The sequence below is a fragment of the Bradyrhizobium sp. HKCCYLRH3059 genome, from assembly GCF_051168035.1.
In the GTDB taxonomy this organism is placed as follows: domain Bacteria; phylum Pseudomonadota; class Alphaproteobacteria; order Rhizobiales; family Xanthobacteraceae; genus Bradyrhizobium.
On sequence record NZ_JBNPUF010000004.1, the window covers coordinates 296,909 to 321,417 of the forward strand.

A 24,509-nucleotide genomic window follows, 5' to 3' on the forward strand; every position below is an offset into this window, starting at 1 on the left:
GGACCTTCCGGAGGATGCGACGGGCGTCACCGCCGAGGTCGCGCCGAGGCCCAGCAACAAAACGTCACTCGGTCTTTTGCGCGGTCCGCGTCGGGGTGCCAGCCTCGAGCCCGACGACGACAACGAGTCGGTTGAACTCGCCGTCATCATACGCCTTCAGGAAGCGATCGTAATTCTTGATCGAGACGCAGCCGTTCGAATCACCCTCCGGACCCAGCATATAGGGGTGGGTCAGCAATCCGCTCCGGCCGAGGGTCGATCCTTCCACCACGTTCATGCGCAGGGCGCGAACGCCGTGAAACGGCTTTTCGCGCGGCTTCAGGTCATAGGTGGCGGGCGGAGTCGCGCCAACCATGCGCTGATTGACGTGTTCGGGGTCGTCGCGCAGGCTGCCCATGCCGGAATGGGCCTCGAGCCCGATGCCGGACGGCAGATACACCATCTTGGCCTTGATGTCGTACACGGCGGTCTTGTCATAGCCGAGCGCACCGAGATCGATCCCGGATCGGACGATGCCGCTATCCGGACCGAGCGAGGCGAACTTGGTCGGGCTCGGCAACAGGTCGGACAGCTTCTGCAGGATGGAGCGATCGTCGACGCGTCCGACCGCTTCAGGCGCACTGGCCGAAACCAGGCTGGTCGGCAGGTTGGCGACGGACGGGCGCGGGCGCGGCAGCGGCACGCCCGGTGCAGGCATCGTGACGGTATTGCCCTCCGTCAACATCGGCCGCCAATCGCTGTTGCTGGGGTCGCGAGCGCCCGGATCACGCGCTTCCATGCCCTTCACCAGCGCGGCCCGGGCATCGAGCAATTGGCGGTCGATCGCGCCGCGAAGGGCGAAACGATCGAGCGCGCGAACCGCGTCTTTTTCCGAATAGGCCGTGGCCGAGGCGGAGGCCGGCGCGAAACGTGTTTCGAAGGTCATGGACGGCGCGGCGGCGGCCGGAATCGCCGCGCTCGCAAGCGACGTCTCATCGCTGTTGGCTCCGACCCATGCGGCCGCGCCCGCTGCGACCGCAAGTGCTGCAAGCACGAGTGCGATCGCTTCGGAGCGCCCGAAGCGGCCTTGCGACAACAGAACGTCTACGCTTGCTTCACTGGAAGCCATCACGTCCCCGATATACCCCCCTTTTCGGACCACCCGGGAAAGGTGACCGACCCCAAGGGGTACGATTCGACCCGTCATGACATAGGATGGCAAGAGTGCGGCATAATCTAGACAAACGCCAGCCCGGAGTGATCCGGCGTGAGCCGACGCCCAAGCCTCGCACGGGCTGCGCCGCGACCGTCCCAGAAAGCCGATTATATCGATGAATCAGCCGGTTGGAGGAATGTATGAACGCCGAATGGGATGATCTCGGCCGATTTGCCGACGCACAGGATTCGATTTATTCGCGCGTGACCGCCGAACTTGCGGCCGGTGCCAAGCAAAGCCACTGGATGTGGTTCATCTTTCCCCAGGTCGAGGGGCTCGGCAGGTCCGCCATGGCGCAGCGCTACGCGATCCGCTCCCGCGCCGAGGCCGAGGCCTATCTGGCGCATCCCCTGCTCGGCCCGCGGCTCGTCGAATGCACCCGACTGGTGCTCGCGGTGCAGGGCAAGTCGCTGCGCGACATTCTGGGTGTTCCGGACGATGCCAAATTCCGCTCATGCATGACGCTGTTCGATTCGATCAGCCCGAACGGGATCTTCGCGCAGGCGCTCGATCGCTATTGCGACGGTGCGCGCGACCCGGCGACGCTCGCGTTTCTGCAGCACAGCACCGCATGAGCACACGGTTACCGCAGATGCGCATCTCGGCCTCATAGGGCTGACACGGTAATGAACCAACTCTGCCCTGCGGCCGGATTTCGGGTGCCAAGCCCGAAAAGGAAACTTGATCGCGCCAAGATTTGCGGGTCCCATCCGCCGCGTTGTTTGTCCCAAGGAGACACACTCATGAAGAAGTTTTTCCTGATTGCCGCGCTCGCGACCTTCGCCGCCGGATCTGCCTTCGCCCAAGACAGCTGTGAGACCAAGGCCGTGGGCAAGGACGGCAAGGCGCTGGCCGGCGCCGCCAAGACCTCGTTCATGAAGAAGTGCATGGCCGAGACCTGCGAAACCAAGGCGGTCGGCTCCGACGGCAAGAAGCTCGCCGGCGCGGCCAAGACCAGCTTCATGAAGAAGTGCGAGGCCGGCGGCTGACGCGCTGGCGGCTGACGACACTGGCGCCCCGCCATGATGCTTGGCGGGGCAAGGCCATGCCAGCGGGCTCCATCAGCGCGAAGCGTATCGGCAAGCGACGACGCGGGCGGCGAGCGCCTCGATGTCGAACGGCTTGGTCAGCAGGGCGCAGCACGCCGCCATAGAGCTCGACCCAGCCCTCGGCCGGCACCATCTCGCGGACTTTCTTCCCGATCACGTTCGGGATGCCCGCATGCAGGGCGTAGGCCGGATTGGCTTCAACTTGGACGTAATCGCTCAGCGGGCCCTGCGGACCGTCGAAGAACTCGATGGGCGAGATGGTGGAGAGCTGAGGAGGACCGGCACACTGTTGAACCGAGGGAAACCCGCAGGACACCACTGCATGTCGCCCGCCCTGGCGGGCCCATGCGAGATCAACATGCTCACCGCATCCGCCCTGCTCTGGACCCGTGTCGCCGCCGGCATCTTCGGCTTTCTCGCCCTCAATTCCGGCTACGGACTCTGGCTTCAGCGCAAGAAGACCAGCGGCGGCCGCGCCTGGCCGGTCGTCGAGGGGGAGATCGTGGCCTCGGCGGTGTCTGTCGCGGCGACGCATCGGTCGGCAGATGACACCGATGCCAAGCCTGACATCCGCTACCGCTACGAGGTGTTGGGCAAGAGCTACGAAGGTCGCCGCATCCGTTTCGGCAGCCCGAGCCGCGTCACGCGCCTGCAAGCCGACGAGCTCACCGGCAAATATCCGCAAGGCGCGAAGGTCCGCGTTTATTATGATCCGAAACGCCCCTCGCAATCGGTGCTCGAGCCTACCAATGCCAGCGGCACGGCGGCGCTTGTGGCGCTGTTCGTCGTGCTGTCGGCCGTGACCGCCGTGTTGGTGGCGCATTCGCTCGCCGGCAAGGTGCTCACGACCGAGGCTGGCGTGCCGCTGTTCGCCTTCCTGATGCCGTTCGCCCTGTTCGGCTTCGGAGCCGTCGCACTCGCCTCCTACTGGAAGCTGCGGCAGGAGCGCCTGGCGAGCCGCTCCTGGCCGACTACGCCGGGACGCATCACGCGCTCCGGCGTGACGATGGAGATCACACGACGTGAGGACGATCGCGGACGAGAAACGGAAGAGGAGCGCTTCCGGGTCACGATCGAATACAGCTACACGGTGGATGGTCGCTCTTTCCACAGCACGCATTGGAACTGGGGCTGGACCGCGCTGCATTCCGACAGGCCGAGCGCTGAAGCCGTCGTCGCCAAATACCCGGTCAACACCGACGTCACCGTCTACTACGATCCGCGACAACCCGAGACGGCCGTGCTCGATCCCACAAACAAGAGCGGCGTGGCGGCGCCGCTCTGGGCCGGCATCTTCCTGATCGCGATCGGCGCGCTGTTCCTGTTCGTCTTCACCCACGTCCAGATGAGCTAGCCGGGGATGATGCGAACAAGGCGCAAGCAGAGCACGAGCGACGAGTATGGCCGCGTCGTCAGCTGCGCAGGCCCGGCGCTTCGTGGCCGCTGCGGGCGACATACTCGGTATAGCCGCCGCCATACTGATGGAGGCCGTCGGGAGTCAGCTCGAGCACGCGGTTGGAGAGCGCGGCGAGGAAATGGCGATCGTGCGAGACGAACAGCATGGTGCCCTCGAAGTTCGACAGGGCCGCGATCAGCATCTCCTTGGTCGCCATGTCCAGATGGTTGGTCGGCTCGTCCAGCACCAGGAAGTTCGGCGGATCGTAGAGCATCTTCGCCATCACGAGCCGCGCCTTCTCGCCCCCCGACAGCACCCGGCATCTTTTCTCGACGTCGTCGCCGGAGAAGCCGAAGCAGCCCGCCAGTGCCCGCAACGAGCCTTGACCGGCTTGCGGGAACGAATGCTCGAGCGACTCGAACACGGTCTCGTCGCCGTCCAGCAGGTCCATCGCATGCTGCGCGAAGTAGCCCATCTTGACGCTGCCGCCGATCGTCACCGAACCGTCATCGGGCTCCGCGCTACCGGCGACGAGCTTCAACAGGGTCGACTTGCCAGCGCCATTGACGCCCATCACGCACCAGCGCTCGCGGCGCCGGATCATGAAGTCCAGCCCGTCGTAGATGCGGCGGCTGCCGTAGCTCTTGGACACGCTCTTCAGCGCTACCACATCCTCGCCCGAGCGCGGCGCGGGCAGAAAGTCGAACGCCACGGTCTGGCGCCGCTTCGGCGGCTCGACCCGCTCGATCTTGTCGAGCTTCTTGACCCGGCTCTGCACCTGCGCCGCGTGCGAGGCCCGCGCCTTGAAACGCTCGATGAACTTGATCTCCTTGGCGAGCATCGCCTGCTGGCGCTCATATTGCGCCTGCTGCTGCTTCTCGTTCAACGCCCGCTGCTGCTCATAGAAATCGTAGTCGCCGGAATAGGTCGTGAGCTGGCCGGCGTCGATCTCGATCACCTTGTTGATGATGCGGTTGATGAATTCGCGGTCGTGCGAGGTCATCAGCAGCGCGCCCTCATAGCCCTTGAGGAAATGCTCCAGCCAGATCAGGCTCTCGAGATCGAGATGGTTGGACGGCTCGTCGAGCAGCATCACGTCGGGACGCATCAGGAGGATGCGCGCCAGCGCGACGCGCATCTTCCAGCCGCCGGACAACAGGCCGACGTCCTTGTCCATCATCTCCTCGGAGAAGCCGAGGCCGGCCAGCGCCTCGCGGGCGCGGCTGTCGAGCGCGTAGCCGTCGAGCTCCTCGAACCGCGCCAGCACCTCGCCATAGCGCGCGATGATGTCGTCCATCTCGTCGGCGCGGTCCGGATCGGCCATGGCGGCCTCGAGCTCCTTGAGCTCGGCGGCGACCGACGACACCGGCCCGGCGCCGTCCACCACCTCCGCCACCGCGCTGCGGCCGGACATCTCACCGACATCCTGGTTGAAATAACCGATCGAGACGCCGCGATCGATCGAGACCTGCCCCTCGTCGGGCTGCTCGCGGCCTGAGATCATCCGGAACAGCGTCGTCTTGCCGGCCCCGTTGGGGCCGACCAAGCCGATCTTTTCGCCGCGCTGGAGCGCGGCGGAGGCTTCGATGAAGAGAATCTGGTGGCCGACTTGCTTGCTGACGTTATCGAGGCGGATCATGAGGGCTCAGGCGGTGGACAGGTTGCCGCCGCTCTTAGTCGATGCGCGGCGCCGGTGGAAGGCGCAATTTGGGCGCCCTCCCCGCACCGTCCGCCCCGCGCCGGTCAGCGGCCTGGAGGCCGAAAATCCTGGTTGCCGAACGGCTTGTCGGTCGGAATGCGGATCGCGACGTAGCCCCGATCCATGGTCGCGTGGCATGCGTTGCATCCCGACGTCAGCTCGGTCACGGCGGAAGCGAAACGCTTGCCATCCTTGGCGGCGATGGCGTCCGAGATCGACTGGATCGGCTGGCCGAGCGTGGTGACATTGTTCACCGGCAGGCCCGAATAGAAGACCGCGGCGTCGGTCAGGCTCTGCCTCAACTGGGCGAGCTCATAGGACGCGAGATCCCAATTCTTGGACTGTCCCGCGAACCAGAGCTTCGCGTGTCTGACCTGAATCAGATTCATGATGTCGCCGAGCCGCGGCAGATATTGTTCTGCACTGGACTGCGACTGCCCTGCAGCCAGGGAGATGGCCGAACAGGCGATCAGAACGCCTGAAACCCACTTGCGATAGCTCATTCCATGCCCCGCTTCCAAACAAACCGCTACGGAAAGACATACCGCTGCGATCGAAACCGGACTTGCGATTGATCAAGGCCGAGTCGGCCTCCGATCGTTCGAGCCCGCCAAACGAATGATCCGCCGAAGCGGCTGCTCCGGCGGATCATCATATCAGCCCCCGGCCCCGGGGTATTGTGGTCGGCGTCTTAGGCTGCGGCTTTCGCGCCGGTCGGAACCATCGCGATCGTCTTCAGGACCTGAGACGCGATCTGGTAGGGGTCGCCCTGGGAGTTCGGACGGCGGTCCTCCAGATAGCCCTTGTAGGCATTGTTCACGAAGGAATGCGGCACCCGGATCGAGGCGCCACGGTCGGCCACACCCCAGCTGAAGGTGTCGATCGAAGCGGTCTCGTGCTTGCCGGTCAGGCGCATGTGGTTGTCCGGACCATACACGGCGATGTGGTCGGCGCGAGCTTCCTTGAAGGCGTCCATCAGCTTCTCGAAATACTCCTTGCCGCCGACTTCGCGCATGTACTTGGTCGAGAAGTTGCAGTGCATGCCCGAGCCGTTCCAGTCGGTGTCGCCGAGCGGCTTGCAGTGGAACTCGATGTCGATGCCATACTTTTCGGTCAGGCGCAGCATCAGGTAGCGGGCCATCCACATCTGGTCAGCAGCCGTGCGCGAGCCCTTGCCGAACACCTGGAATTCCCACTGGCCCTTCGCCACCTCGGCGTTGATGCCTTCGTGGTTGATGCCGGCCGCGAGGCAGAGGTCGAGATGCTCTTCGACGATCTTGCGGGCGACGTCGCCGACGTTCTTGAAGCCGACGCCCGTGTAGTACGGGCCCTGCGGCGCCGGATAGCCGTATTCCGGGAAGCCGAGCGGACGGCCGTCCTTGTAGAAGAAGTACTCCTGCTCGAAGCCGAACCACGCGTCTGGATCGTCCAGGATGGTGGCGCGGGCGTTCGACGGATGCGGGGTCTTGCCGTCCGGCATCATCACTTCGCACATCACCAGCACACCGTTGGTGCGGGCGGCGTCGGGATACACGGCGACCGGCTTCAACACGCAGTCGGAGCTATGGCCTTCGGCCTGCATCGTCGACGAGCCGTCGAAGCCCCAAAGAGGCAGCTGTTCCAGGGTCGGAAAAGAGGAAAATTCCTTGATCTGTGTCTTGCCGCGCAAATTCGGCACCGGCTTGTAGCCGTCGAGCCAGATGTACTCGAGCTTGTATTTCGTCATTGAGCCTCTCTGTCTTATCGAAAGGTGGGAGCCCAGCAATCGAAGGCTCCCCGCTTACCCGGCCACGATCGGCCAGCGCACTCTTAAGCATGGAATGTGCCAAGTCCCGCGACGTCCCGTCGCATGGACGAAGACCGATCGGGGCCGAGCTGCCGGCCGGTTTTGCACGTCAGGGGTGCGGCAAAGCAGCGCGACCGGGATTGCACGGAGCGCATGGCGGAGCGGAGAGCTTGTCGAAAACCCGCTTGATTCCTTGGCATTTGCGGCGACGCGCAAGAGAGGCCGAACAAGCCGTCAGCAGTTACGGGACATTTTCGAAAAGAGTTGGAGCTCTGTCCGCAACCTTTGGTCCAGCCCAAGTGTTGGTCAGATGAACATTGCTGCTGGGGGAGCACATGCAGAAATGCCTGCAAAACGCGCAACATGTGATTTCGTTTTGATCATGTTGCATTCCCTCCGGGCAGCACTGATATCGACGCTGGTAACCACAACGGAACGAGTCGGGCGCAACCTGATGTGTGGCCGATGGAAGGAGAATGAGGAATGGGCACCAATGTGGACGAGGGATCCGCAAGGATCTACCAATTTCCGCGCGGAGGGCGAGCGGGTCTTGCACCTCGCCAATCCGGATCGCCGCCTGAGCGGCCGATCGCGCCGTCGATCCAGCCGACGATCTACAGCGCGAGCTGGTATCATGACGAGGCGATTCAGGAAGCCAAGCCGGTGTGGGACCGCTGATGTCAGACTGTACCGTGACGCCAGCACGCCTTTGCTGAAGGGTCGGACCGACAAGGTTCCGGCCCTTTTTTCTTGCGCCGCTGTCTGCATGTCTCTCGCCGCTGCTGACGGCCGCCGGCGGGCTCGACGTGCCGGGGTCAAACAGGCCGCCGTCGTGACCCGTTTCATGGTCTTCCCTATCCTGTCGAAGGCTACGCATACGCGTCGCGTCGATGAAACGGCGTTTCACATCGAAGCCCGCATCCCCTAGAATGGGTTGATGTCTGCCCATCCGCTCCGCCATCTCGGCCTTCACGGTGCCAGCAATTTCAGAGATCTCGGCGGATATCCCAGCAGGGACGGCCGGCACGTGCGATGGCGGCAGCTGTTTCGGTCGAACCATCTCGGACAGCTGACCGAGCCCGACGTCGCGGTCCTGCGGGAGCTTGGCGTTCGGACGGCGTTCGATTTCCGCGGTCGCAACGAGCGCGCTGCCGGTCTCTGCACCATCGCCGAGATCACCGTGCATTCCGTGCCGATCGAGCCGAGCGTGGTGCCGGCGCTGCGGGCTCTGGCGACACGAGGACAGCTCACAACCGACCATGCCTTGGAGCTGATGCGCGAGTCCTACCGCAACTACGTCCGCAGCTACACGCCGCGCTTCCGCGCGCTATTCCAGCATGTTCTCAATGAGGACGCCCCGTTGGTGATCCATTGCACGGCCGGCAAGGATCGCACCGGTGTGGCCTGCGCGCTGGTCTTGCACGCGCTCGAGGTTCCGGATGACGCCATCTTGGAAGATTACCTGCTCACGAACCAGCTCTATCGTCGCGAGACTGCAGCTCACCCGGATCTTCCCGCTGATGTCGTCCAGACGATCGGGACAGTCCAGGCCTCGTTCCTGGCAGCTGCGTTCGACGCCATGCGTGATGATTTCGGCGACGTCGACACCTACCTGCGCGACGGTCTCGGCATCGACGGCGCGGCACGGAAGACGCTACAGGAGCGCTATCTCACGCTGTGAGCCTGGGCGGCCCGAATACGCTTGAGCGATCAGGCCGCTTCGATATCGGCTGTCTCGGCGGCTTCCATCGCGTCGAGATCGGCAATCACCTCCTCGAATGCGGAAATCGCCTGTTGAACCGCCGCGATCTGCATCAATTCCCAGCCGGTCACCGGACCTGCACGGTTCTGCAAGGCGACCACCAGATCCCGCCGCTGCTCCTTCAGCTGTACCAGCGGCAAACCATGGTCCGGCAGATGTCTCATCATGTCAAAGCTCCAACGCCCCTCAAGCGGCATAGCGACAGGCTAGCGGGCCGCGCTGGCAATCCACTTACGAAAGTCCGGCTAATTTTATCGATCAGGCCAGCGCGCCGGCGCCGTCATGATGGCGCTGGCCAAAACGTCGCTGATCTTCGCGGTGGCGGCTTCGCTCACATGCAAGCGGTCGCCGTGCCCGTCGTCGAGCGCCGACAACGGAATCTGGCCGGCCTCATGCCAGCTCTTCATCAGATTCCAGCGCCTGAAGACATTGACGTCGGCCGCAGACGTGACCTTCTCGATGCGACGCTGAATGTCCTCGGCACGCGCCAGCCTGCTGGGCACCGTCACGATGGCAGCCGTATATTGCAGGTCCATCACGATGGCATCGATGGCCAGCCCCGCCAGCCATCGAAGGCCGACGCGCAGCGCCGCCTCGACGTCATCGGGACTGTAGACCTCGGGCCTGTAGGCGGCGTTGGTGCCGACCTGCCAGATGACGAGCGAGGGCTGCTCCGCAATCACGTCGCATTCGAAACGCGAGAGCTCCTCCGGGGATTCCTGTCCGCCCACACCCCGATTGAGGACGTCGATCAGGCAGCCGAAATTGGTCTTGCGCAGCGACTGCTCGATCCGGGCCGGAAAAGCGACAATTCCGTTGGTGCCGGCGGTGGAAGATGAGCCAAGCGCCACGATCCGGGTCTTGCGCTGCGCATCCAGACTCTGCCTGAACCGTCTGATCGGACGAGGAAAACCGGTGGAAACGTCGGGAAATTCGAGAGAGCCTGTCGCGGTCATGGTCACCTCTGACGAACCACGCTTTCTGATTGCAATTGCATGCCCCGGCCGCCCGGCCATTGCAACTCATCGGCAGGGCCATAGTATAACGAGCGGCGCTGTGGGGCGCGTCAACGGAGACCAGGGACGGAATGAACGGAGCAGTGATTGTCATTACGGGTGCGCAAGGGGCGCTCGGACGCAGCGTGGCCGATCTCGCGCTCGCACGGGGCGCGCATGTGGCCGGGATCGATCATGCCCAGGCCGAAATCCCGGCGAGTGACGACCGCATCGAGCTCGGAGGCGTCGATCTCTCCGACCCCGAGCAGGCAAAGGTCGCGATCGACTCCGTCGCCGCCCACTTCGGCACTCTGGATGCGCTGATCAACATCGCCGGCGCGTTCGCGTTCGAGACGACTGCCGACGGCGACGATTCCGTCTGGGAGACGATGCATGCGCGAAACCTGATGACCGCGCTGCACGCATCGCGCGCGGCGATTCCGCATCTCGTCCGCTCCAGCACGGGCCGCATCGTCAACATCGGCGCCATGGGCGCGCTCCAGGCCAGTGCCGGCATGGGCCCGTATGCGGCCTCCAAGTCGGGAGTGCATCGCCTGACGGAAGCACTCGCGGCCGAATGGAAGGGCAAGATCACCGTCAACGCCGTCCTGCCGTCGACGATCGATACGCCGGCCAACCGCGCCAGCATGCCCAAGGCCGATTTCGACAAATGGGTGACGCCGCAGGAACTCGCGGAGGTCATTCTGTTTCTAGCCAGCGACGCCGCGAGCGGCGTGACCGGCGCGCTGCTACCGGTTGTCGGCCGGGTGTAGCGAAGCCAGCCGTTCACCCCGACTTGGCGCTGACATCACCGGACTCGGCGGGCTAGACTCGCGCGCGCTCTGAGTCGCACACATCGGACGGCCCCTTGGAAACCGCGCTCTACCTTCCCGTCAAACGCTTCCTCGAAAACCTCGGCTTCTCGGTCAAAGGGGAAATCGGCGGTTGCGACGTGGTGGCGCTCAAGGGCGACGACCCGCCGGTGGTCGTCGTCTGCGAGCTGAAGCAGGTCTTCAACCTGGAACTGCTGCTGCAGGCAGTCGATCGGGCCGGTGCCTGTGACGAGGTGTGGGTTGCGGCGAACCTGTCGGCACGCGGCAAGGGCCGCGAAAGCGACTCCCGCTACCGCAATCTGTGCCGCCGGCTCGGCTTCGGCATGCTGGCCGTGACCTCAGCCGGAGACATCGAAGTGCTGGTGCAGCCGCCCACTACGGCGCCGCGCAAGAACCCCAAGAAACGTTCGCGTCTCGTGATCGAGCATCAGCGGCGCAAGGGCGACCCCGTCGCTGGCGGCTCGACCCGTGCTCCCATCATGACGGCCTATCGGCAGCAGGCGCTGGCCTGCGCCTCGGCGCTGTCGGGCGGGCCGAAACGCGTCCGCGACCTCCGAACGGACATTCCGGATGCGCCGAAGATCTTGCAGCGTAACGTCTATGGTTGGTTCGACCGCGCCGAGCGCGGCGTCTACGTCCTCACGAAAGCCGGGCTCGCGGCCTTGCGCCGCTGGCCCCAGGATATCCACATGACGCAGGCAGCGTTGCCCAATCGCGACATGGTGAACGCATAGCTGGGCTGCCCCGCGGAATATATATTGCAATGCAACAATTCTGCTTCTAGGTATCCCGGACGATTCACGAGGCCCCCATGAGCGAAGATTGGAACACCAAGTACGGTCCGCGTCGCGTCAGGCGTGATCCCCCGACACTGGAAGAAGCGATCTTCGCTGCGTCAGGCATCACCGACGACGTGCAGGCTCAGGCCGAGATCGCGTCGGCGCTGATGGGTCTGCCGCTCGAGCAGGTGCTCCCCGAGGTGAAGAAGGCAGTCCGCGTTGCCGCGCGCACCAACACGCGCGTCATCACGGCCGACCAGGGCACGCAGCAGCGTGCCGTCGTGGTCGAGCGCCGCACCGTGCGCCGCTTCAATTTCGACAAGCGCACCGGCACCTGAACGCCGCCCTCCGGGGCGCATCGGCAATGCAATCAAACGAAAAGGCGCGGCAGCGGTGATCGCTGTCGCGCCTTTGTCGTCGCAGCAACGGCTCGGATCAGGCGGCGCGCTTGTCGCCGTACATCCGGGTCACGAGCTTCCAGCAGGCGCGATTGAGGGTGAAGAACGCGCGCGCTGCCGCGATCGGCGCATCGATCACGAGCTTCGCCAGCTCATCCTGGGGCTGCTCGGTCAGATCGATCGTGCCGGTCGATTCGCCGTGACGGAACGCCAGATGCGCACCGAACTTGGCAGCCAGCGCCCGCATCGCATGGTTCTGCGATCCCGTCGTGACGCGGAGCTTGCGATAGCCCTTCCACCGCGCCTCCGAGATCACGCGCTGGAACAGCAGGCTGCCGACCCCGCGACGACGCACGCAAGCCTCCACGCTGAACGCAATCTCCGGAAGCCCGTCCTCGGACTGCTCCGGCGGATGCAGCTCGGCGGCGCCGCGCACCATGCCATTTTCCATGTAGGCGACGACGATCGTGCCATCGGCCGCACAGCGGGCCGCATAGCGTTCGATGAAACTGTCATCGAGGAAGCCGTTGAATCGATCGTGCCGGCTTTCCGCATCGAGCCGCAACAGATGATCGCGCAGCAACGGCAGTTCTTCGTGCTGGCTGAGGGTCCGCACATAGCCGAAGCCCGGCCGGGGACGAAAAGTATCTACCTGTGACACTGCCTGAGACTCCTCTCGAGAGCCCTCGCACACAGACGTCTTTCCCTAGACAGGAGCTATATTGTGCATCGCAACATTCATTGCAAGCCCCGCGCTCTACGGAGAGAACATGCGGCCATGCAAGGATCGCGTGAGTTAACGATTCGTTTGTGTACGAATCATCACAGCACGAGCTGAGTCTGGGTCACGAGTGCGACCAGCCTGCCGTCGTCGGTCTCGATCCGGGTTTGCCACACCTGGGTGCGGCGGCCGCGATGCACGGGCGTGGCGGTTGCCGTCACCACCGTCCCCTCCTTGGCGCCGCCGATGAAGTTGGTCTTGCTCTCGATCGTCGTGGTGCCCTTGGCGTCCTGCGGCAGGTTGATCACGGTTGCGGCCGCGCCGACCGAATCCGCCAGCGCCATGACGGCGCCGCCATGGATGGTGTGATGCAGAGTGCAGAGATCCGGCCGCACCTGCATTTGCGCCACGACGCGATCGGCGCTGGCCTCGGTGAAGGTCACACCCTTCAATTCCGCGAACGGCATCTTCATCGCATTGATCTTGTCGAGTGGCGTCATGCCTTCCCTCCCCCGTTGATCGGACGACCCGTCTTCGCGGGTCAGCGCCGCATCTGGATGCGCCGGGCTTCGAACCCGAAGCAATGACCTGAGAGGTCATTGCTTCGGTCCGATCGTGCCGCCGCTCAGACCTTCTCGATCCCGCACCACTCCGCGATGAACAGCGCCATGGTCTTGGTCACCTGGCGCAGCGAGTCGAGCTCGACATATTCGTTGAAGCCGTGCATGGCGGCGCCGGTCGCGCCGAAGCAGAGGCTGGGGATGTTGTAGTTGAGCCCGTAGAAGCGGGTATCCGTGAGCGCCGTGAAGACGAGATCCTGGACCTCGCCGCCGTAGACGGCGGTGAAGGCCTTGCCGAACGCCGCCTCCGGCTCGGCCGAATTGGTCAACTCGTAGCCTTCGGACAGGAAGCCCGACCACTCGACGACCGGCGGATTGTTGGAGAGAAAACGATGATCACGCGAAGCCGCGGCGACGCAGGCGAGGATCTCGTTCTGGCAATCCTTGACCGACCAGCCCGGCAGGATGGCGATGCGGCAATCGACGTCGCACCAGGCCGGCACGCTCGAGGCCCAGTCGCCGCCTTTGATGATGCCCGGATTGAAGTTGATCGGATGCGTGAGCGTCCTGAAATGACGATCGCTCTTGGCGCGCTCGTTCCAGTCCGCCTCGAGCTTCTCCAGCGCATGGATCAGATGATAGCTCGCCTGGATCGCATTGGCGCCGACGCCGGCCTCGAACACATGCGCCGGAAAGCCGCGCACCTTCAGGCGGAACCAGATCACGCCCACCTGAGAACGCACCATCTTGCCGCTGGTCGGCTCCGGGATGAAGCAGGCATCCGCGCGGTAGCCGCGCTGCAGGGTCGACAGCGCGCCGACGCCGGTGCTCTCCTCCTCGATGACGGATTGGATGTGAATTCGCGCCGTCGGCTTGAAGCCGGCAGCCTTGATGGCATCGAGCGCATAGAGCGCGCCGATGGTACCGGACTTCATGTCGCAGGCGCCGCGGCCATACATCCGACCGTCGCGGATCACCGGCGAGAACGGCGGCGTCTCCCACATGTCGAGCGGACCGGCCGGCACCACGTCGCAATGGCCCTGCAGGATCAGCGATCGCCCGGCCGACGTCGCCGGCCGGTAGGTTCCGACCACGCTGCGTGCTCTCGAGAAGTCGTGCTCGATCGGGCCGTAGCCGCGCATCTCCTTGAGATCGTCGAGATCGATGTGCCAGTCGTCGACCTCGTAGCCGCGCGCGCGCAGGAGATCGCTGAACATGTCCTGGCACGGCCCTTCGGCGCCGCGGGTCGAGGGGATGGCGACGAAGTCGCTCGTGGTCGCAAGCTGCCGGTCGAAGTCGGCATCGACGGCGTCGACGATGCGCTGCGTAATGTCCTGGGTGATCATGCCTGTCGAGGTTCCAATTGCCGATGACTGCAGCAAATCACAATCTCATGCAGAGTTGCACCGGATTCGCCGCTGCTTTCAGAATCGCAAGGCCGCCCGTACATTCGCGCATACGAAAATGACCGCAACATACTTTGGAATTTAACATGTCGGATCACCGCAATATCCTTTATTTCCTCCTCGGCATTCTCAGCGCGGCGATCATCGTGCTCGGCTACAATTTCTATCAGGCCAAGAAGCAGCCGGAGGGTGTCCAGATCAATATCGGGCCAAACGGACTGAAGATCGAAGGAAAGTGATGCGTTCTCAAATCTCCTCGTTCGCGAATGTCGCAGCGCGCCCTCTCGGCGTCCTCGGTGTCCTGCTTTTGGTTGCCGCACCCGCGCAGGCGCAATATGTCGGGCGCGAGCAGGACATCACCGATCTCCGGCTCGGCCAGCGGGTGCTGGTCGATGACGGCACCTGCCCCGCCGGCCAGGTGAAGGAGGTCTCCGGCTCCAAGATGGCTGAAACCGGTATTGTCCGCACCACGAAATGCGTGCCGCGCTTCGGGCCGAAGAAGAAGTAGCTGACCTCGTTCGATGCGGCTCTCGCCGCCGACCTCCGGCGCGTGACCTTCCGCACAGTCCCACAGCCGCGCATCGACGATGCTCCTGCCCGTGGACAAGCGGGGACGCAGCATGTCGATGTCAGCGGTGCAGGATCACGGCTTCTTCGAAGCGGCCGACCGGCCGCAGCCGGTCAAGGCCGATTTCAGCCGTTACGCCCTGCTCGGCTATCTGTCGATCGCGCTGGTGTTCGGCGGCTTCGGCGTGTGGGCGGCCTATGCGCCGCTCGATCGCGCGGCGATCGCACCGGGCACCGTGTCCGTCTCCGGCGATCACAAGGTGGTTCAGCACCGTGAGGGCGGAATCATCAGGGAGATCCTGGCCAAGGAAACTCACGCCGTGCATCGCGGCGACCTGCTGTTTCGGCTGCAGCCGACCGAGGCCCAGGCCAACACCGACCTCCTTCGCAAGCAGATGGACGCGTCGCTGGCCGAGGAGGCGCGCCTGCTCGCCGAGCGCGGAAATGCGCGGATGATCACGTTTCCCGACACGTTGCTCAACCGCCAGAACGTGCCGGAGGCGGCGCTTGCCATCGCCGACCAGCAGCGGCTGTTCGTCGAGCGCCGCAATGGCCTGATCAGCCAGATCAACATCCTCAACTCGCAGATCGCCCAGCAGCAGCAGGAGTTCGCCGGCCGTGACCGCCAGCGCGCCGCGCTCTCCGCGCAGCTCGCGAGCTTCGAGACGCAGATGAACAATGTGCGCCCGGCGGTCGCCGCAGGCTATTATCCGCGCAACAAGTTCCTCGAGCTGGAACGCGAGCGCGCCCGCGTCGAAGGCGATCTCGGCCAGGCGCAGGCCGACGTCGCGCGGCTGACGCAGACGGCCGCGCAGACGCGCCTGCAGATCGATCAGACGCTGCAGAAGTATCTGACCGAAGTCGGCCAGCAGCTCGACGGCACCCGGGCCAAGCTGTCGGACCTGCGCGAGAAGCTGGTCATCGCCGAGGACGTGCTGCGCCGGGTCGACATCCGCGCCGAGCGCGACGGCATCGTCATGAACATGAAAGTCCACACCGTCGGCGCCGTCGTGAAGCCCGGTGATACGCTCGCCGAGATCGTTCCGGTCGGCGAAGGCGTCGACGTGATGGCGCACGTCTCGCCGCGCGACATCGAGAGCGTCGCCATCGGCCAGAGGGCCGAGGTGCGCTTCTCCAATTTCTCCTCGCGCACGACGCCGACGATCTTCGGCAAGGTCTCGAGCGTCTCGGCGGACGCGATGTCGGACGAGGCGACCAAGCAGAGCTACTATTCGGCGCGCGTCGTGATCGACTATTCGACCATCCCGCCCGAGATCGCCGAGAAGATCCTGCCGGGCATGCAGGCCGACGTCATCATCTCCACGGGAGAGCGCACCGTGCTCGAATATCTGGTCGGCCCGCTGCTCAACACGCTCGCCAAGACGTTCCGTGAGAAATGAGCCGAGAACACCTATGCCGACGGCACCGGTGGCGCGCCCGCGACGACAGCAAGGTCGCGCGCACGCCGCACGCCGATGATGTCCAGCTCGCCGCCCTGTTCCGGATCGGCAAGCCTCTCACGTATCGCTCCATCCAGATCAGCAAGGCCGCCTGCTGCCGCCACGCCACCGGACATCGCGAGCTGCCAACCTCTGGTGTCGGCCAATTCAGCTAGAAGCGCCGGCCACTCCGTCCCGAGCCCGAGCACAGCCACCTGCGACGTGCGTCCAAGGGTCAGTTGCCCGACAACGATGTCGCCAAGGTGAGCACCAATCGCCAGCTCGACGGGCCGACCGATCTCCGCGGCGATCTTTTCGTTGACGCGGTCCATGACCACGTCCATGGCGCCGATCGCCTGCAGCGCATCGCGGCAGCCTTGTTCTGCTCCCTGCTCCTCGCCGAAGACGGCGAGCACGCCATTGCCGAGGAAACGATCGATGCGCCCGGAATGGGCTTCGATCGCCCTGCCAATGGCGCCAAAGATCTCGTTCATCATGAACCCGAGGTCGGATGGCAGCCGGTCGCGCGCAATGGCCGCAAGCGGACGGACGCGGACGTGGACCAGGCATACCGCACGGCGCTCGGCGGTAAGGTGGTCGACGAGGGGCGCCCTCTCCGCTTGATCGCCGCCGAGGAGACGCGTGATCGTCAGCGGCGCCGCCGGACGGATCTGGCAGGCCAGGCGCACATTCGCCGGTGCCGCCAAGTCGGCGAGCATGACGCGCTCCGCGTGGCCGGGCGGTGCCAGCGTCTCCGCACCTTCATCAACGCGGACGCGACAAAGACCGCAGCGGGCACGGCCGCCGCAGTCGGATCGCTGCGAAAGATCGTTGCTGCCGATGATCTCCAGCAGCGTCGGACCGACCGCGGCCCGCACCGTCGCACCACCCGTGAAAGCAATGGCGATCTTCGGCGCCGCGAGGGACGCGACGTGACGGAACACGATGAGCGTCACGCCTGCAACGAGCAGCGCGACGACCGCGATCTGCGCCGAAACCTGCAGCAGGGCGATCCACTTTCCGTCGAGTTCGCTCGGCCAATGGGTGACCTGGCGCATCTGCTCGGCCATACCGGGATTGCCGAGCAACGTGGCGACGGCGCGTCCGGACACCACGAACCCCATCAGCGCCGCCATCGGCACCGCGACGGCGAGAACAACCAGCAGCGGCTGGACGAGGCGGTACCAGCTCCGGAATTTCAGCCAATGATGCAGGCCGACGCAGCCGTGGATCCAGACCAGCAGCAGCAGCGCGGTCTGAATCCAGGCCGCCTTGGGCCACAGCAACGCCAGCGCATAGAGGTAGCCATCCTGAACGCCGAACAGCGCATGAGCCATGTGGGTCTCGATGACATGCGGCAGCAACAGCAGCGGGATCGCAAATCCGGTGGCGATCTGAACAAACTCCCACGAGGACAGCCGCCACGTGCCGCGCTGAACCGTCTTGGCGAACGCCAGCACGACATGCGCGAGCAATGCCGCCGACAGCACGATCATTCCCGGCCACGATCGGGTGACGACCAGTCGCCATTCCTGCACCTCGTCCATCGCCTCGAGGCTGAACAGACCCACCGCATGGTTGAAAAAATGCGTCGCGGCGAACGCAAACAGGACGAGGCCGGACATGAGCCGGATGTTCTGGGACGTTACGGCAGGCATGAGCTCACTGTGATTCAGGCAAGCTGCGAAATCTGAGCACGACTGAACCATCCGGTAGCGGCTGCCACCGGCCAACTCAAGCGCCGGCAGATCAGCCTCGAGCTATGTGAGGTCAGTCACGGTCGACGACGGGTGCCCCAGGCGAAGCTCCCCAGCACCATCGCAAGGGGATCCGACATGACGAGCACCACCCGAAGCCCGCTGGGAACCGCGCTCCGCGCCTGCTTTCCCGCGCTCACCGCGACCTTCGTGCTCAGCCTCTTCATCAATGCGAGCATGCTCGCCTCGCCCCTCTATTCCATGCAGGTCTACGACCGCGTCCTCACCAGCCGCAATCTCGGCACGCTGGTCATGCTGACGCTCATCGTCGGTGTCTTCCTGGTGCTGTATGGCGTCCTCGAATTCGCCCGTTCCGGCGTTTTGGCCCGGGCCGGCGTGCAGTTCGAAGGCACGCTGCGCCACCCGCTGTTCGAGACGATGATGAAGGCGGAGCTGTCGCCGCGGCATCGCTTCGGCCAGCAGATCATCCGTGACGCCGAGACCATCCGCGACTGCATCTCCAGCGGCACCGCCGCCATCGCCTGCGATCTGCCGTGGACGCCGGTGTTCGTCGCGCTGTGCTTTCTGCAGCATGCCTATCTCGGCATCCTCTCGCTGCTCGGCGCGATCGTGCTGTTCTCGCTGGCGCTGCTCACCGAATTCTACACGCGCGCCAGCGTCGAGCGCACCAACGCGCTGGCCAACGAGGCCTCGCGTTTCGTCGCGGCGGCGCTGCGCAATGGCGAGGTCGTGCGCGGCCTCGGCATGGGCGACATCGTCATGGACCGCTGGAGCTGCCGGCAGTCGGCGATGGTCGATGCCCACAGCACCCTCGTCGAGCGTGGCGCCGCGATGCATTCCGTCACCAAGTTCGCGCGCATGGCGGTGCAGACCTCGCTGCTGTGCATCGGCGCCTGGCTCGCGATCGAGCAGCAGATCTCGCCCGGCGCGATGATGGCGACGTCGATCATCATGGGCCGCGCGCTGGCCCCGGTCGAGCAGGTCGTCGGGCAGTGGAAGCGCATCATCGCATTCCGCTCGGCCTACCGCAGGCTGGAGGAGCTGTTCCAGGCCTTGCCGGTCACGGCCGCCCCGACCGCGCTGCCGACGCCGCGCGGCGACATCGACGTCGAGAACGCCGTGGTGTGGCCGCCGGCGGCCGGCCGCCCCTCGGTCAAGGGCGTCAGCTTTTCGCTCAAGGCCGGCGAGAGTCTCGCGATCGTCGGCGCCTCCGCCAGCGGCAAGTCGAGCATGGCGCGCGCCATGGCCGGCGTCTGGCCGCTGCGCGAAGGCGTGATCCGCATCGACGGCGCCGCCTACAGCCAATGGGACCCAAACCGGCTCGGCAAGCATATCGGCTACCTGCCGCAGGACATCGAACTGTTCTCGGGGACCGTCGCCGACAACATCGCCCGGCTTGCGAAGGTCGACGAGGCCGCCGTTGTCGCTGCCGCCAAGGCCGCCGGCGCGCATGAGGTGATCCTGCGCCTGCCCAACGGCTACGACACGCCGATTGGTGAAGGCGGCGTGGCATTGTCCGGCGGCATGCGACAGCGCGTCGGCCTCGCCCGCGCGCTCTACGGCAATCCGCGGCTCCTGATCCTCGACGAGCCGAACTCGAACCTCGACGAGGACGGCGAGCGGGCGCTGGCGCAGGCCATGGCCCAGGCGAAGGCCGCCGGCCGAACCGTGATCGTCGTCACGCACCGCCCGCAGCTTCTGGCGCATGTTGACCGCATCATGGTGATGGCCTTCGGCAAGACGCTGGCATTCGGCCCACGCGACGAGGTCATCGCCAAGATGCGCGGCCAGCGTGTCGTCGTCGCCCACGACCGGGCGACGGCCAGCGCCGCGGCCTGAACGAACCCAGTGCAGATCTCACACCGCAAGGAGCCGGCCATGATCAAGTTCACATCGTCTACGAGGACCCTGCAGCTGGCCTTCGCGACCGCCGTCCTGTTGCCGATCTCGGCTTCGGCGGAGACGCCGATGACCGCGCGGCAGATGCTGGCCCACGCGCAAACTCAAGCCCTCAATGTCCCCAGCGATATCAGGAAGCCCGAGCTGGACCGCAGCGAAAAGATCACCAGCGAGGCCGCCTCCGCAGGCAATGCGGCCATCGCCGCCCCGCTTCCGGTGATCGAACCGCCGGCGCCGATCTCGCCGCCAGCCCCGGCGCTCACCGCACTGGCTGCGCCCGTCCCGGCGCCTGAGGCAGCTTCGTCGCAGACGCGTACCAACTCGCTCACGGCCGCCGCCCCCGTTGCTGAAGCTGCCAAGACGTCGAATCCAATGCTCGCGACACCGCCCGTGGCCGCCACCACCGAAACACGCCCGATGGCACCGGCCGCGACGCCGCCCGTCACGGCCGCAGCTTCACCGGCCCTCGTCCCCGCGACCGCTCCCGTTGCCGCGCCGCCCCAGTCCGGCCTGCCGGCCGCGGCGGCCACCCAGACCACGGGGACGCAACCGGCCGCCTCGTCGTCCGCCGAAAAGCCCGCTCCTGCGGGACATCAGCCAACCCGCGCAAGCGCGGCAGCGGCCCGCCCTGCGCCCAAGCCTACTGCGAGATCGTCGAGACACAGCGACGAGGATGCCATCAGTACCCGGATCTCGCGCATCATGCGCCGGCCGGACGTGCAGTCATTGATGTCGCAATATGGCCTGGACTGACGACGAGCACCGCGGACGATGGACGCTGATCGACATCGGTTCAGGCAGCCAATCAGTTGGCCGGATCGAACATGCACTGCAGCGCGGGCTTCGCGATCTTGGTGAACGTGGGACCGATCTCCGCTCGCTTCGGCGCGGGCACCCAATCGGTCTCGATGGTCGGCACGCCGGTCTCACTGATCCCGCGCAGCAGCGCCTCGCGCAAGTCGGCATCCTCCACCATCGCGGCCGCATGGTCATGCAGGCAGGAGCAGACAGCTTCAGGATGCGTCCACCGGTCGAGCATATGAGGCGCACACTGCCGTACGAACTCGCCGCGCAGATCTGGCAATCGGGTCGTCGTCCGCGCCTCGACGAAGGACCAGAAGAGGCACGGCAGCACGGCAAGCGCCGCAGCATCCAGTCGAAAACGCATGGTGGACCGCTGGTGTTTGTTTTTCGTCATGTCATCCACGCAGGCCGCGACGACACGATTCGCATGCCGCGCACGCTTTCATACCCGCTTCACGTTTCAAGCGGCCTGCGGCACGGGCACAAAATGGTTTCATGGGCCCGCCGCTCCGTTTCATCGCAACCCACCCGACGACACAAAATACAATCAAAACGAGAGTGATCTAAAGCGCCACCTGCTTGGCCGAGCCAGCGCGATCCGGGGCGACCGTCAATCTGCCGATGGAGACCTTCTTAACGACCTAGCGTTAACCGTGGCCGGCAGGGAGAACCTCCCAGATCGCTACGGCGACCCAGCAGCGCGGCGCGTTGGGGGACGACGTTGCTCCCTCAGGGTCACCATGGACAGGCGCTTGCACACACCCAAGCCGAAGGTATCTCGCCGCAGCTCGCTGGCTACGCCGATGGCGCAGCAGCGAACCGAGGGCAATGCCGGCTCGACGCCACAGAGCCTGGTCCGGCTGATCGGCTGCCACGATCCTGCCAAGCACAAATTGCCCAGCGAGGTTTTCGGCAGCCGATCGTCCCTTGGCAGGTCCCTTATTGAATGAAATCACCGCACTTCTGGACTGCGCCGTCATCGGATTTGCCCCAAGGCATGATCGGGACGGAGGAGGTCGAGTTCTTCGGTGAGCCCTCGATCAGCCTGTCCGAGTAAACCATGTAGACCAACACGTTGCGCTTGGCGTCGCAGCCACGAACGATCTGCATCTTCTTGAAGAACAGCGACCGCCGCTGCCGGAACATGTCGTCGGCCTGTTCGAGCTTGCGCTTGAACCTGATCGGGCCGATCTGCCGGCATGCGAGCGAGATGTCGGAGACCTCCTCGGCCAGGCCCAGCCAACCGACATAGCCGCCCTTCTGCGGCACCGTGAAGTGGCAGGCAACGCCCTCGACCTCTGGATCATCAACGCCATAGGTCGCGAGCTTGTCATTCGGGCTGAGCAATTTGAACACGGTCGACCGACGGAAGATCAGATCCGGCTCGTCCGCGGCGTATGCTGAGATCACAGGCGAGGACAATCCGATAAGCAGCAGGCAAGCGAGGGTTTTCAGCCACAGATCAAACCGTTTGGTGGCTCTGAACGACATGTCGGTCTCCGTTATACCGCCGATGCTCGGCATACCGCCCATGTAGGGACACAAATGCCTGCAAGGAAGGCGCTCCAGCCCGTGACCTTCCACTACCCGTTTAACGGGATGTGAGGCTTTTCTGCTACGATTGGAACGAAATCACGCAGGGCAGAAGCCCCAAGCTGGTGAACGCAGACTCCGTCTGCGACACTAAAGACCAGATGGTTCTTGAGGATTTGCCGGAATGCTCTGCGTTCGTGCAGCCGCCAGGGGGCGGTTCTATTGTGCAGCAATCGTTTCAGTTCCGCTTGCCATAGCAGCGACCTCACAGGCTGACGCAGCGTCATATTACTACTGGAACGACGCTCAGCCCGTCACCATTGCTCCGACCATACGCCCGGCCATGCCGCGCAAGCCCAAGGCGCGCCACCTCGACAAGCTGACAAAGACCGAGAAGGAGGCTGCCAAGCCGCAAGGACCGGTCACGATCGCGGTGTCGATCAACAAGCAGCAGCTCAAGGTCTACGACGCAAACGGTCTGTTCGCGGAAGCACCGGTCTCGACCGGCATGAAGGGACATTCCACGCCGTTGGGCGTGTTCAGCGTCATTCAGAAGCAGAAATTCCATCGCTCCAACATCTATAGCGGCGCCCCGATGCCGTTCATGCAGCGCATCACCTGGTCGGGCGTCGCGCTCCATGCGGGCGTGCTGCCCGGCTACCCAGCCTCGCATGGCTGCATCCGCATGCCGGCAAGCTTTGCAACCCGCTTCTATGGCTGGACGCGCATGGGATCCCGGGTCCTGGTCACGCCGAGCGAAGTGGCTCCTGCGAGTTTCTCGCATCCGATGCTCGCTGCCCTGAAGGCACCGCAGCCGAGCGCATCGGTGCAACCCGACGCGACTGCGCCGGCAGCGATCAAGTCGGACAAGGGCGCCGCCGTCACCACCGCGATCACAGTCGCGACGACGGATCTGCGCGCCACGATCGGTCATGCCGAGAGCCCGCGCTCCGGCGAAGGATCGCCCGCCGCGTCGCGCCAGGTGCGGACCGCCGATGCCAGCAACGCCAACGGACTCCCTCCGATGGTCTCGGACGCTTCCCCAAGCGCCGAACCATCGCGCTCGCTCCCGATGGAGGTTCAAAGCGATACTGCCGATCTGAAGCCCAGTGTCGCCGAGATCAAGATTGAGCCCGCGACCGCCGACGCAGAGGCAAGGTCTGCCCCCGGCGACGTGGCTCCGGCGAGCGAGCCCACGAATGTTGCGCAGGTGGCCGCTCCGGCTCTCGAGAAGCCGGCTGAGGCATCGGCGAATGCCGAAGCCACCGGTTCGACCGAACTCAAGCCTGCTGAATCCAAGTCGGTAGAGTCCAAGCCTGCCGACGCCCCGATCGCGGAGCAGCCTGCGTCGCCGCCCACACCGGCGGCAGAGGCACCGGCGAAGCCGGTCGATCCCAACGATCTCGCCAGGGATCAGTCGCGTGTTGCCGCACCGGACAAGCCGATTGCGCCCAAGCCCGAATTGAAGCGCAACAGCCAGATCGCGATCTTCATCAGCCGCAAGGATTCGAAGCTGTACGTGCGGCAGAACTTCGCTCCGGTGTTCAACACCCCGATCACCATCGCACCGGGCGACAAGCCGCTCGGCACCCACGTGTTCACCGCGACGGCTGACAAGGCCGATCCGGCGACGATGCGCTGGTCCGTCGTCTCGCTGCCCTCCTCGGCGCGGAGCACCGCGGCGAACGATGGCACTGCCAGGGCGGTCCGGCGGGGTAAGAAGTCCGCGGGCGCCGATGCCGAGCCGAAACAGGTTGTTCAGCTGAGCAGCGCGGCCGAGGCGCTCGATCGCATCACCATTCCCGCCGATGTCATGGCGTGGCTCGGCGAAGCCCTGTCGACCGGAAGTTCGCTGATCGTGTCCGATCAAGGCATCAATCAGGGCGAAACCGGCGAGGGCACCGAGTTCATCCTTTCGCTGCGCTGACGACCGACGACGTCCCTCTTTCCGCCCCACGGCAGGGGTATCC

26 protein-coding genes are annotated in these 24,509 nt (G+C 64.9%); 14 read left to right on the plus strand and 12 right to left on the minus strand.

Annotation, left to right across the window (positions count from 1 at the left end; genetic code table 11):
• Nucleotides 1-64: 64 nt before the first annotated feature.
• A complete protein-coding gene (locus ACQR13_RS15260; protein WP_315712643.1) occupies nucleotides 65-1,108 on the minus strand; it encodes a DUF2778 domain-containing protein in 1,044 nt (347 codons plus the stop codon).
• Between the two features lie 227 nt (nucleotides 1,109-1,335).
• On the opposite strand from ACQR13_RS15260, the gene ACQR13_RS15265 reads away from it, so the two are divergent.
• The 3 genes from ACQR13_RS15265 to ACQR13_RS15275 all read left to right on the plus strand — a co-directional run bounded on the left by ACQR13_RS15265 (nucleotide 1,336) and on the right by ACQR13_RS15275 (nucleotide 3,598).
• A complete protein-coding gene (locus ACQR13_RS15265) occupies nucleotides 1,336-1,770 on the plus strand; it encodes a DUF1810 domain-containing protein (RefSeq protein ID WP_315751747.1) in 435 nt (144 codons plus the stop codon).
• A 168-nt stretch (nucleotides 1,771-1,938) separates the two neighbouring features.
• Nucleotides 1,939-2,184 (plus strand): hypothetical protein, encoded by a 246-nt coding sequence (locus tag ACQR13_RS15270; protein WP_315712314.1) that lies wholly within the window; start codon nucleotides 1,939-1,941, stop codon nucleotides 2,182-2,184.
• A gap of 121 nt (nucleotides 2,185-2,305) precedes the next feature.
• On the plus strand, nucleotides 2,306-3,598 hold the full coding sequence (locus ACQR13_RS15275) for a DUF3592 domain-containing protein (protein WP_434862952.1): 1,293 nt from the start codon (nucleotides 2,306-2,308) through the stop codon (nucleotides 3,596-3,598).
• Between the two features lie 58 nt (nucleotides 3,599-3,656).
• On the opposite strand, the gene ACQR13_RS15280 is transcribed toward ACQR13_RS15275, so the two are convergent.
• From ACQR13_RS15280 to ACQR13_RS15290, 3 genes are all read right to left on the minus strand, one after another.
• Nucleotides 3,657-5,279: an ABC-F family ATP-binding cassette domain-containing protein gene (locus ACQR13_RS15280; protein ID WP_316170429.1), complete on the minus strand. Its 1,623-nt coding sequence runs from the start codon at nucleotides 5,277-5,279 to the stop codon at nucleotides 3,657-3,659.
• A gap of 104 nt (nucleotides 5,280-5,383) precedes the next feature.
• On the minus strand, nucleotides 5,384-5,842 hold the full coding sequence (locus tag ACQR13_RS15285; protein WP_315751751.1) for a hypothetical protein: 459 nt from the start codon (nucleotides 5,840-5,842) through the stop codon (nucleotides 5,384-5,386).
• 188 nt (nucleotides 5,843-6,030) lie between these two features.
• Nucleotides 6,031-7,065 (minus strand): glutamine synthetase beta-grasp domain-containing protein, encoded by a 1,035-nt coding sequence (locus ACQR13_RS15290; protein WP_315712320.1) that lies wholly within the window; start codon nucleotides 7,063-7,065, stop codon nucleotides 6,031-6,033.
• 543 nt (nucleotides 7,066-7,608) lie between these two features.
• Between ACQR13_RS15290 and ACQR13_RS15295 the strand changes: the two genes are divergently transcribed.
• Nucleotides 7,609-7,803: a DUF2735 domain-containing protein gene (locus ACQR13_RS15295; RefSeq protein WP_316172343.1), complete on the plus strand. Its 195-nt coding sequence runs from the start codon at nucleotides 7,609-7,611 to the stop codon at nucleotides 7,801-7,803.
• Between the two features lie 259 nt (nucleotides 7,804-8,062).
• Nucleotides 8,063-8,806 (plus strand): tyrosine-protein phosphatase, encoded by a 744-nt coding sequence (locus tag ACQR13_RS15300; protein WP_315749999.1) that lies wholly within the window; start codon nucleotides 8,063-8,065, stop codon nucleotides 8,804-8,806.
• Between the two features lie 29 nt (nucleotides 8,807-8,835).
• Here ACQR13_RS15300 and ACQR13_RS15305 read toward each other — a convergent pair whose 3' ends face one another.
• Nucleotides 8,836-9,054: a hypothetical protein gene (locus ACQR13_RS15305; protein WP_012044361.1), complete on the minus strand. Its 219-nt coding sequence runs from the start codon at nucleotides 9,052-9,054 to the stop codon at nucleotides 8,836-8,838.
• Between the two features lie 84 nt (nucleotides 9,055-9,138).
• Nucleotides 9,139-9,903: an SGNH/GDSL hydrolase family protein gene (locus ACQR13_RS15310; protein ID WP_434840985.1), complete on the minus strand. Its 765-nt coding sequence runs from the start codon at nucleotides 9,901-9,903 to the stop codon at nucleotides 9,139-9,141.
• Between the two features lie 71 nt (nucleotides 9,904-9,974).
• Here ACQR13_RS15310 and ACQR13_RS15315 point away from each other — a divergent pair, with 71 nt between their 5' ends.
• From ACQR13_RS15315 to ACQR13_RS15325, 3 genes are all read left to right on the plus strand, one after another.
• On the plus strand, nucleotides 9,975-10,655 hold the full coding sequence (locus ACQR13_RS15315) for an SDR family oxidoreductase (RefSeq protein WP_315749997.1): 681 nt from the start codon (nucleotides 9,975-9,977) through the stop codon (nucleotides 10,653-10,655).
• A gap of 95 nt (nucleotides 10,656-10,750) precedes the next feature.
• Complete coding sequence (locus tag ACQR13_RS15320; RefSeq protein ID WP_315826817.1) at nucleotides 10,751-11,449, plus strand: DUF2161 domain-containing phosphodiesterase; 699 nt, start codon at nucleotides 10,751-10,753, stop codon at nucleotides 11,447-11,449.
• Nucleotides 11,450-11,526: 77 nt separating this feature from the next.
• Nucleotides 11,527-11,832, plus strand: coding sequence for a hypothetical protein (locus ACQR13_RS15325; protein WP_172109527.1), 306 nt, complete (start codon nucleotides 11,527-11,529; stop codon nucleotides 11,830-11,832).
• Nucleotides 11,833-11,929: 97 nt separating this feature from the next.
• Here ACQR13_RS15325 and ACQR13_RS15330 read toward each other — a convergent pair whose 3' ends face one another.
• The 3 genes from ACQR13_RS15330 to ACQR13_RS15340 form a co-directional block, all read right to left on the minus strand.
• Entirely contained in the window at nucleotides 11,930-12,586 is a 657-nt protein-coding gene (locus ACQR13_RS15330) for a GNAT family N-acetyltransferase (protein ID WP_409977870.1), read from the minus strand.
• 128 nt (nucleotides 12,587-12,714) lie between these two features.
• Nucleotides 12,715-13,113: a PaaI family thioesterase gene (locus ACQR13_RS15335; RefSeq protein WP_315712326.1), complete on the minus strand. Its 399-nt coding sequence runs from the start codon at nucleotides 13,111-13,113 to the stop codon at nucleotides 12,715-12,717.
• A 125-nt stretch (nucleotides 13,114-13,238) separates the two neighbouring features.
• Nucleotides 13,239-14,519, minus strand: a complete 1,281-nt coding sequence (locus ACQR13_RS15340) for an ArgE/DapE family deacylase (RefSeq protein ID WP_315712327.1) — start codon at nucleotides 14,517-14,519, stop codon at nucleotides 13,239-13,241.
• A gap of 146 nt (nucleotides 14,520-14,665) precedes the next feature.
• Here ACQR13_RS15340 and ACQR13_RS15345 point away from each other — a divergent pair, with 146 nt between their 5' ends.
• The 3 genes from ACQR13_RS15345 to ACQR13_RS15355 all read left to right on the plus strand — a co-directional run bounded on the left by ACQR13_RS15345 (nucleotide 14,666) and on the right by ACQR13_RS15355 (nucleotide 16,546).
• Nucleotides 14,666-14,818: a hypothetical protein gene (locus ACQR13_RS15345; protein WP_315712328.1), complete on the plus strand. Its 153-nt coding sequence runs from the start codon at nucleotides 14,666-14,668 to the stop codon at nucleotides 14,816-14,818.
• Nucleotides 14,818-15,087, plus strand: a complete 270-nt coding sequence (locus ACQR13_RS15350) for a DUF6719 family protein (RefSeq protein WP_315712330.1) — start codon at nucleotides 14,818-14,820, stop codon at nucleotides 15,085-15,087. Before ACQR13_RS15345 ends, ACQR13_RS15350 begins: the two co-directional genes overlap by 1 nt.
• A gap of 112 nt (nucleotides 15,088-15,199) precedes the next feature.
• Nucleotides 15,200-16,546, plus strand: coding sequence for an HlyD family type I secretion periplasmic adaptor subunit (locus ACQR13_RS15355; protein ID WP_315712331.1), 1,347 nt, complete (start codon nucleotides 15,200-15,202; stop codon nucleotides 16,544-16,546).
• An 11-nt stretch (nucleotides 16,547-16,557) separates the two neighbouring features.
• Here ACQR13_RS15355 and ACQR13_RS15360 read toward each other — a convergent pair whose 3' ends face one another.
• A complete protein-coding gene (locus ACQR13_RS15360; RefSeq protein ID WP_316172345.1) occupies nucleotides 16,558-18,210 on the minus strand; it encodes a 2Fe-2S iron-sulfur cluster-binding protein in 1,653 nt (550 codons plus the stop codon).
• Nucleotides 18,211-18,420: 210 nt separating this feature from the next.
• On the opposite strand from ACQR13_RS15360, the gene ACQR13_RS15365 reads away from it, so the two are divergent.
• Together ACQR13_RS15365 and ACQR13_RS15370 are read left to right on the plus strand one after the other, a co-directional pair.
• Complete coding sequence (locus tag ACQR13_RS15365) at nucleotides 18,421-20,142, plus strand: type I secretion system permease/ATPase (protein ID WP_315749991.1); 1,722 nt, start codon at nucleotides 18,421-18,423, stop codon at nucleotides 20,140-20,142.
• Between the two features lie 39 nt (nucleotides 20,143-20,181).
• Nucleotides 20,182-20,955, plus strand: a complete 774-nt coding sequence (locus tag ACQR13_RS15370) for a hypothetical protein (protein WP_315749989.1) — start codon at nucleotides 20,182-20,184, stop codon at nucleotides 20,953-20,955.
• A gap of 52 nt (nucleotides 20,956-21,007) precedes the next feature.
• Here the strand turns inward: ACQR13_RS15370 and ACQR13_RS15375 are convergent, their stop codons facing one another.
• Nucleotides 21,008-21,370 (minus strand): hypothetical protein, encoded by a 363-nt coding sequence (locus ACQR13_RS15375; protein WP_316170525.1) that lies wholly within the window; start codon nucleotides 21,368-21,370, stop codon nucleotides 21,008-21,010.
• Between the two features lie 575 nt (nucleotides 21,371-21,945).
• Nucleotides 21,946-22,497, minus strand: coding sequence for a CreA family protein (locus ACQR13_RS15380; RefSeq protein ID WP_315826939.1), 552 nt, complete (start codon nucleotides 22,495-22,497; stop codon nucleotides 21,946-21,948).
• A 226-nt stretch (nucleotides 22,498-22,723) separates the two neighbouring features.
• On the opposite strand from ACQR13_RS15380, the gene ACQR13_RS15385 reads away from it, so the two are divergent.
• Entirely contained in the window at nucleotides 22,724-24,466 is a 1,743-nt protein-coding gene (locus ACQR13_RS15385) for a L,D-transpeptidase (RefSeq protein WP_315749987.1), read from the plus strand.
• The last annotated feature ends 43 nt before the right edge of the window (nucleotides 24,467-24,509 follow it).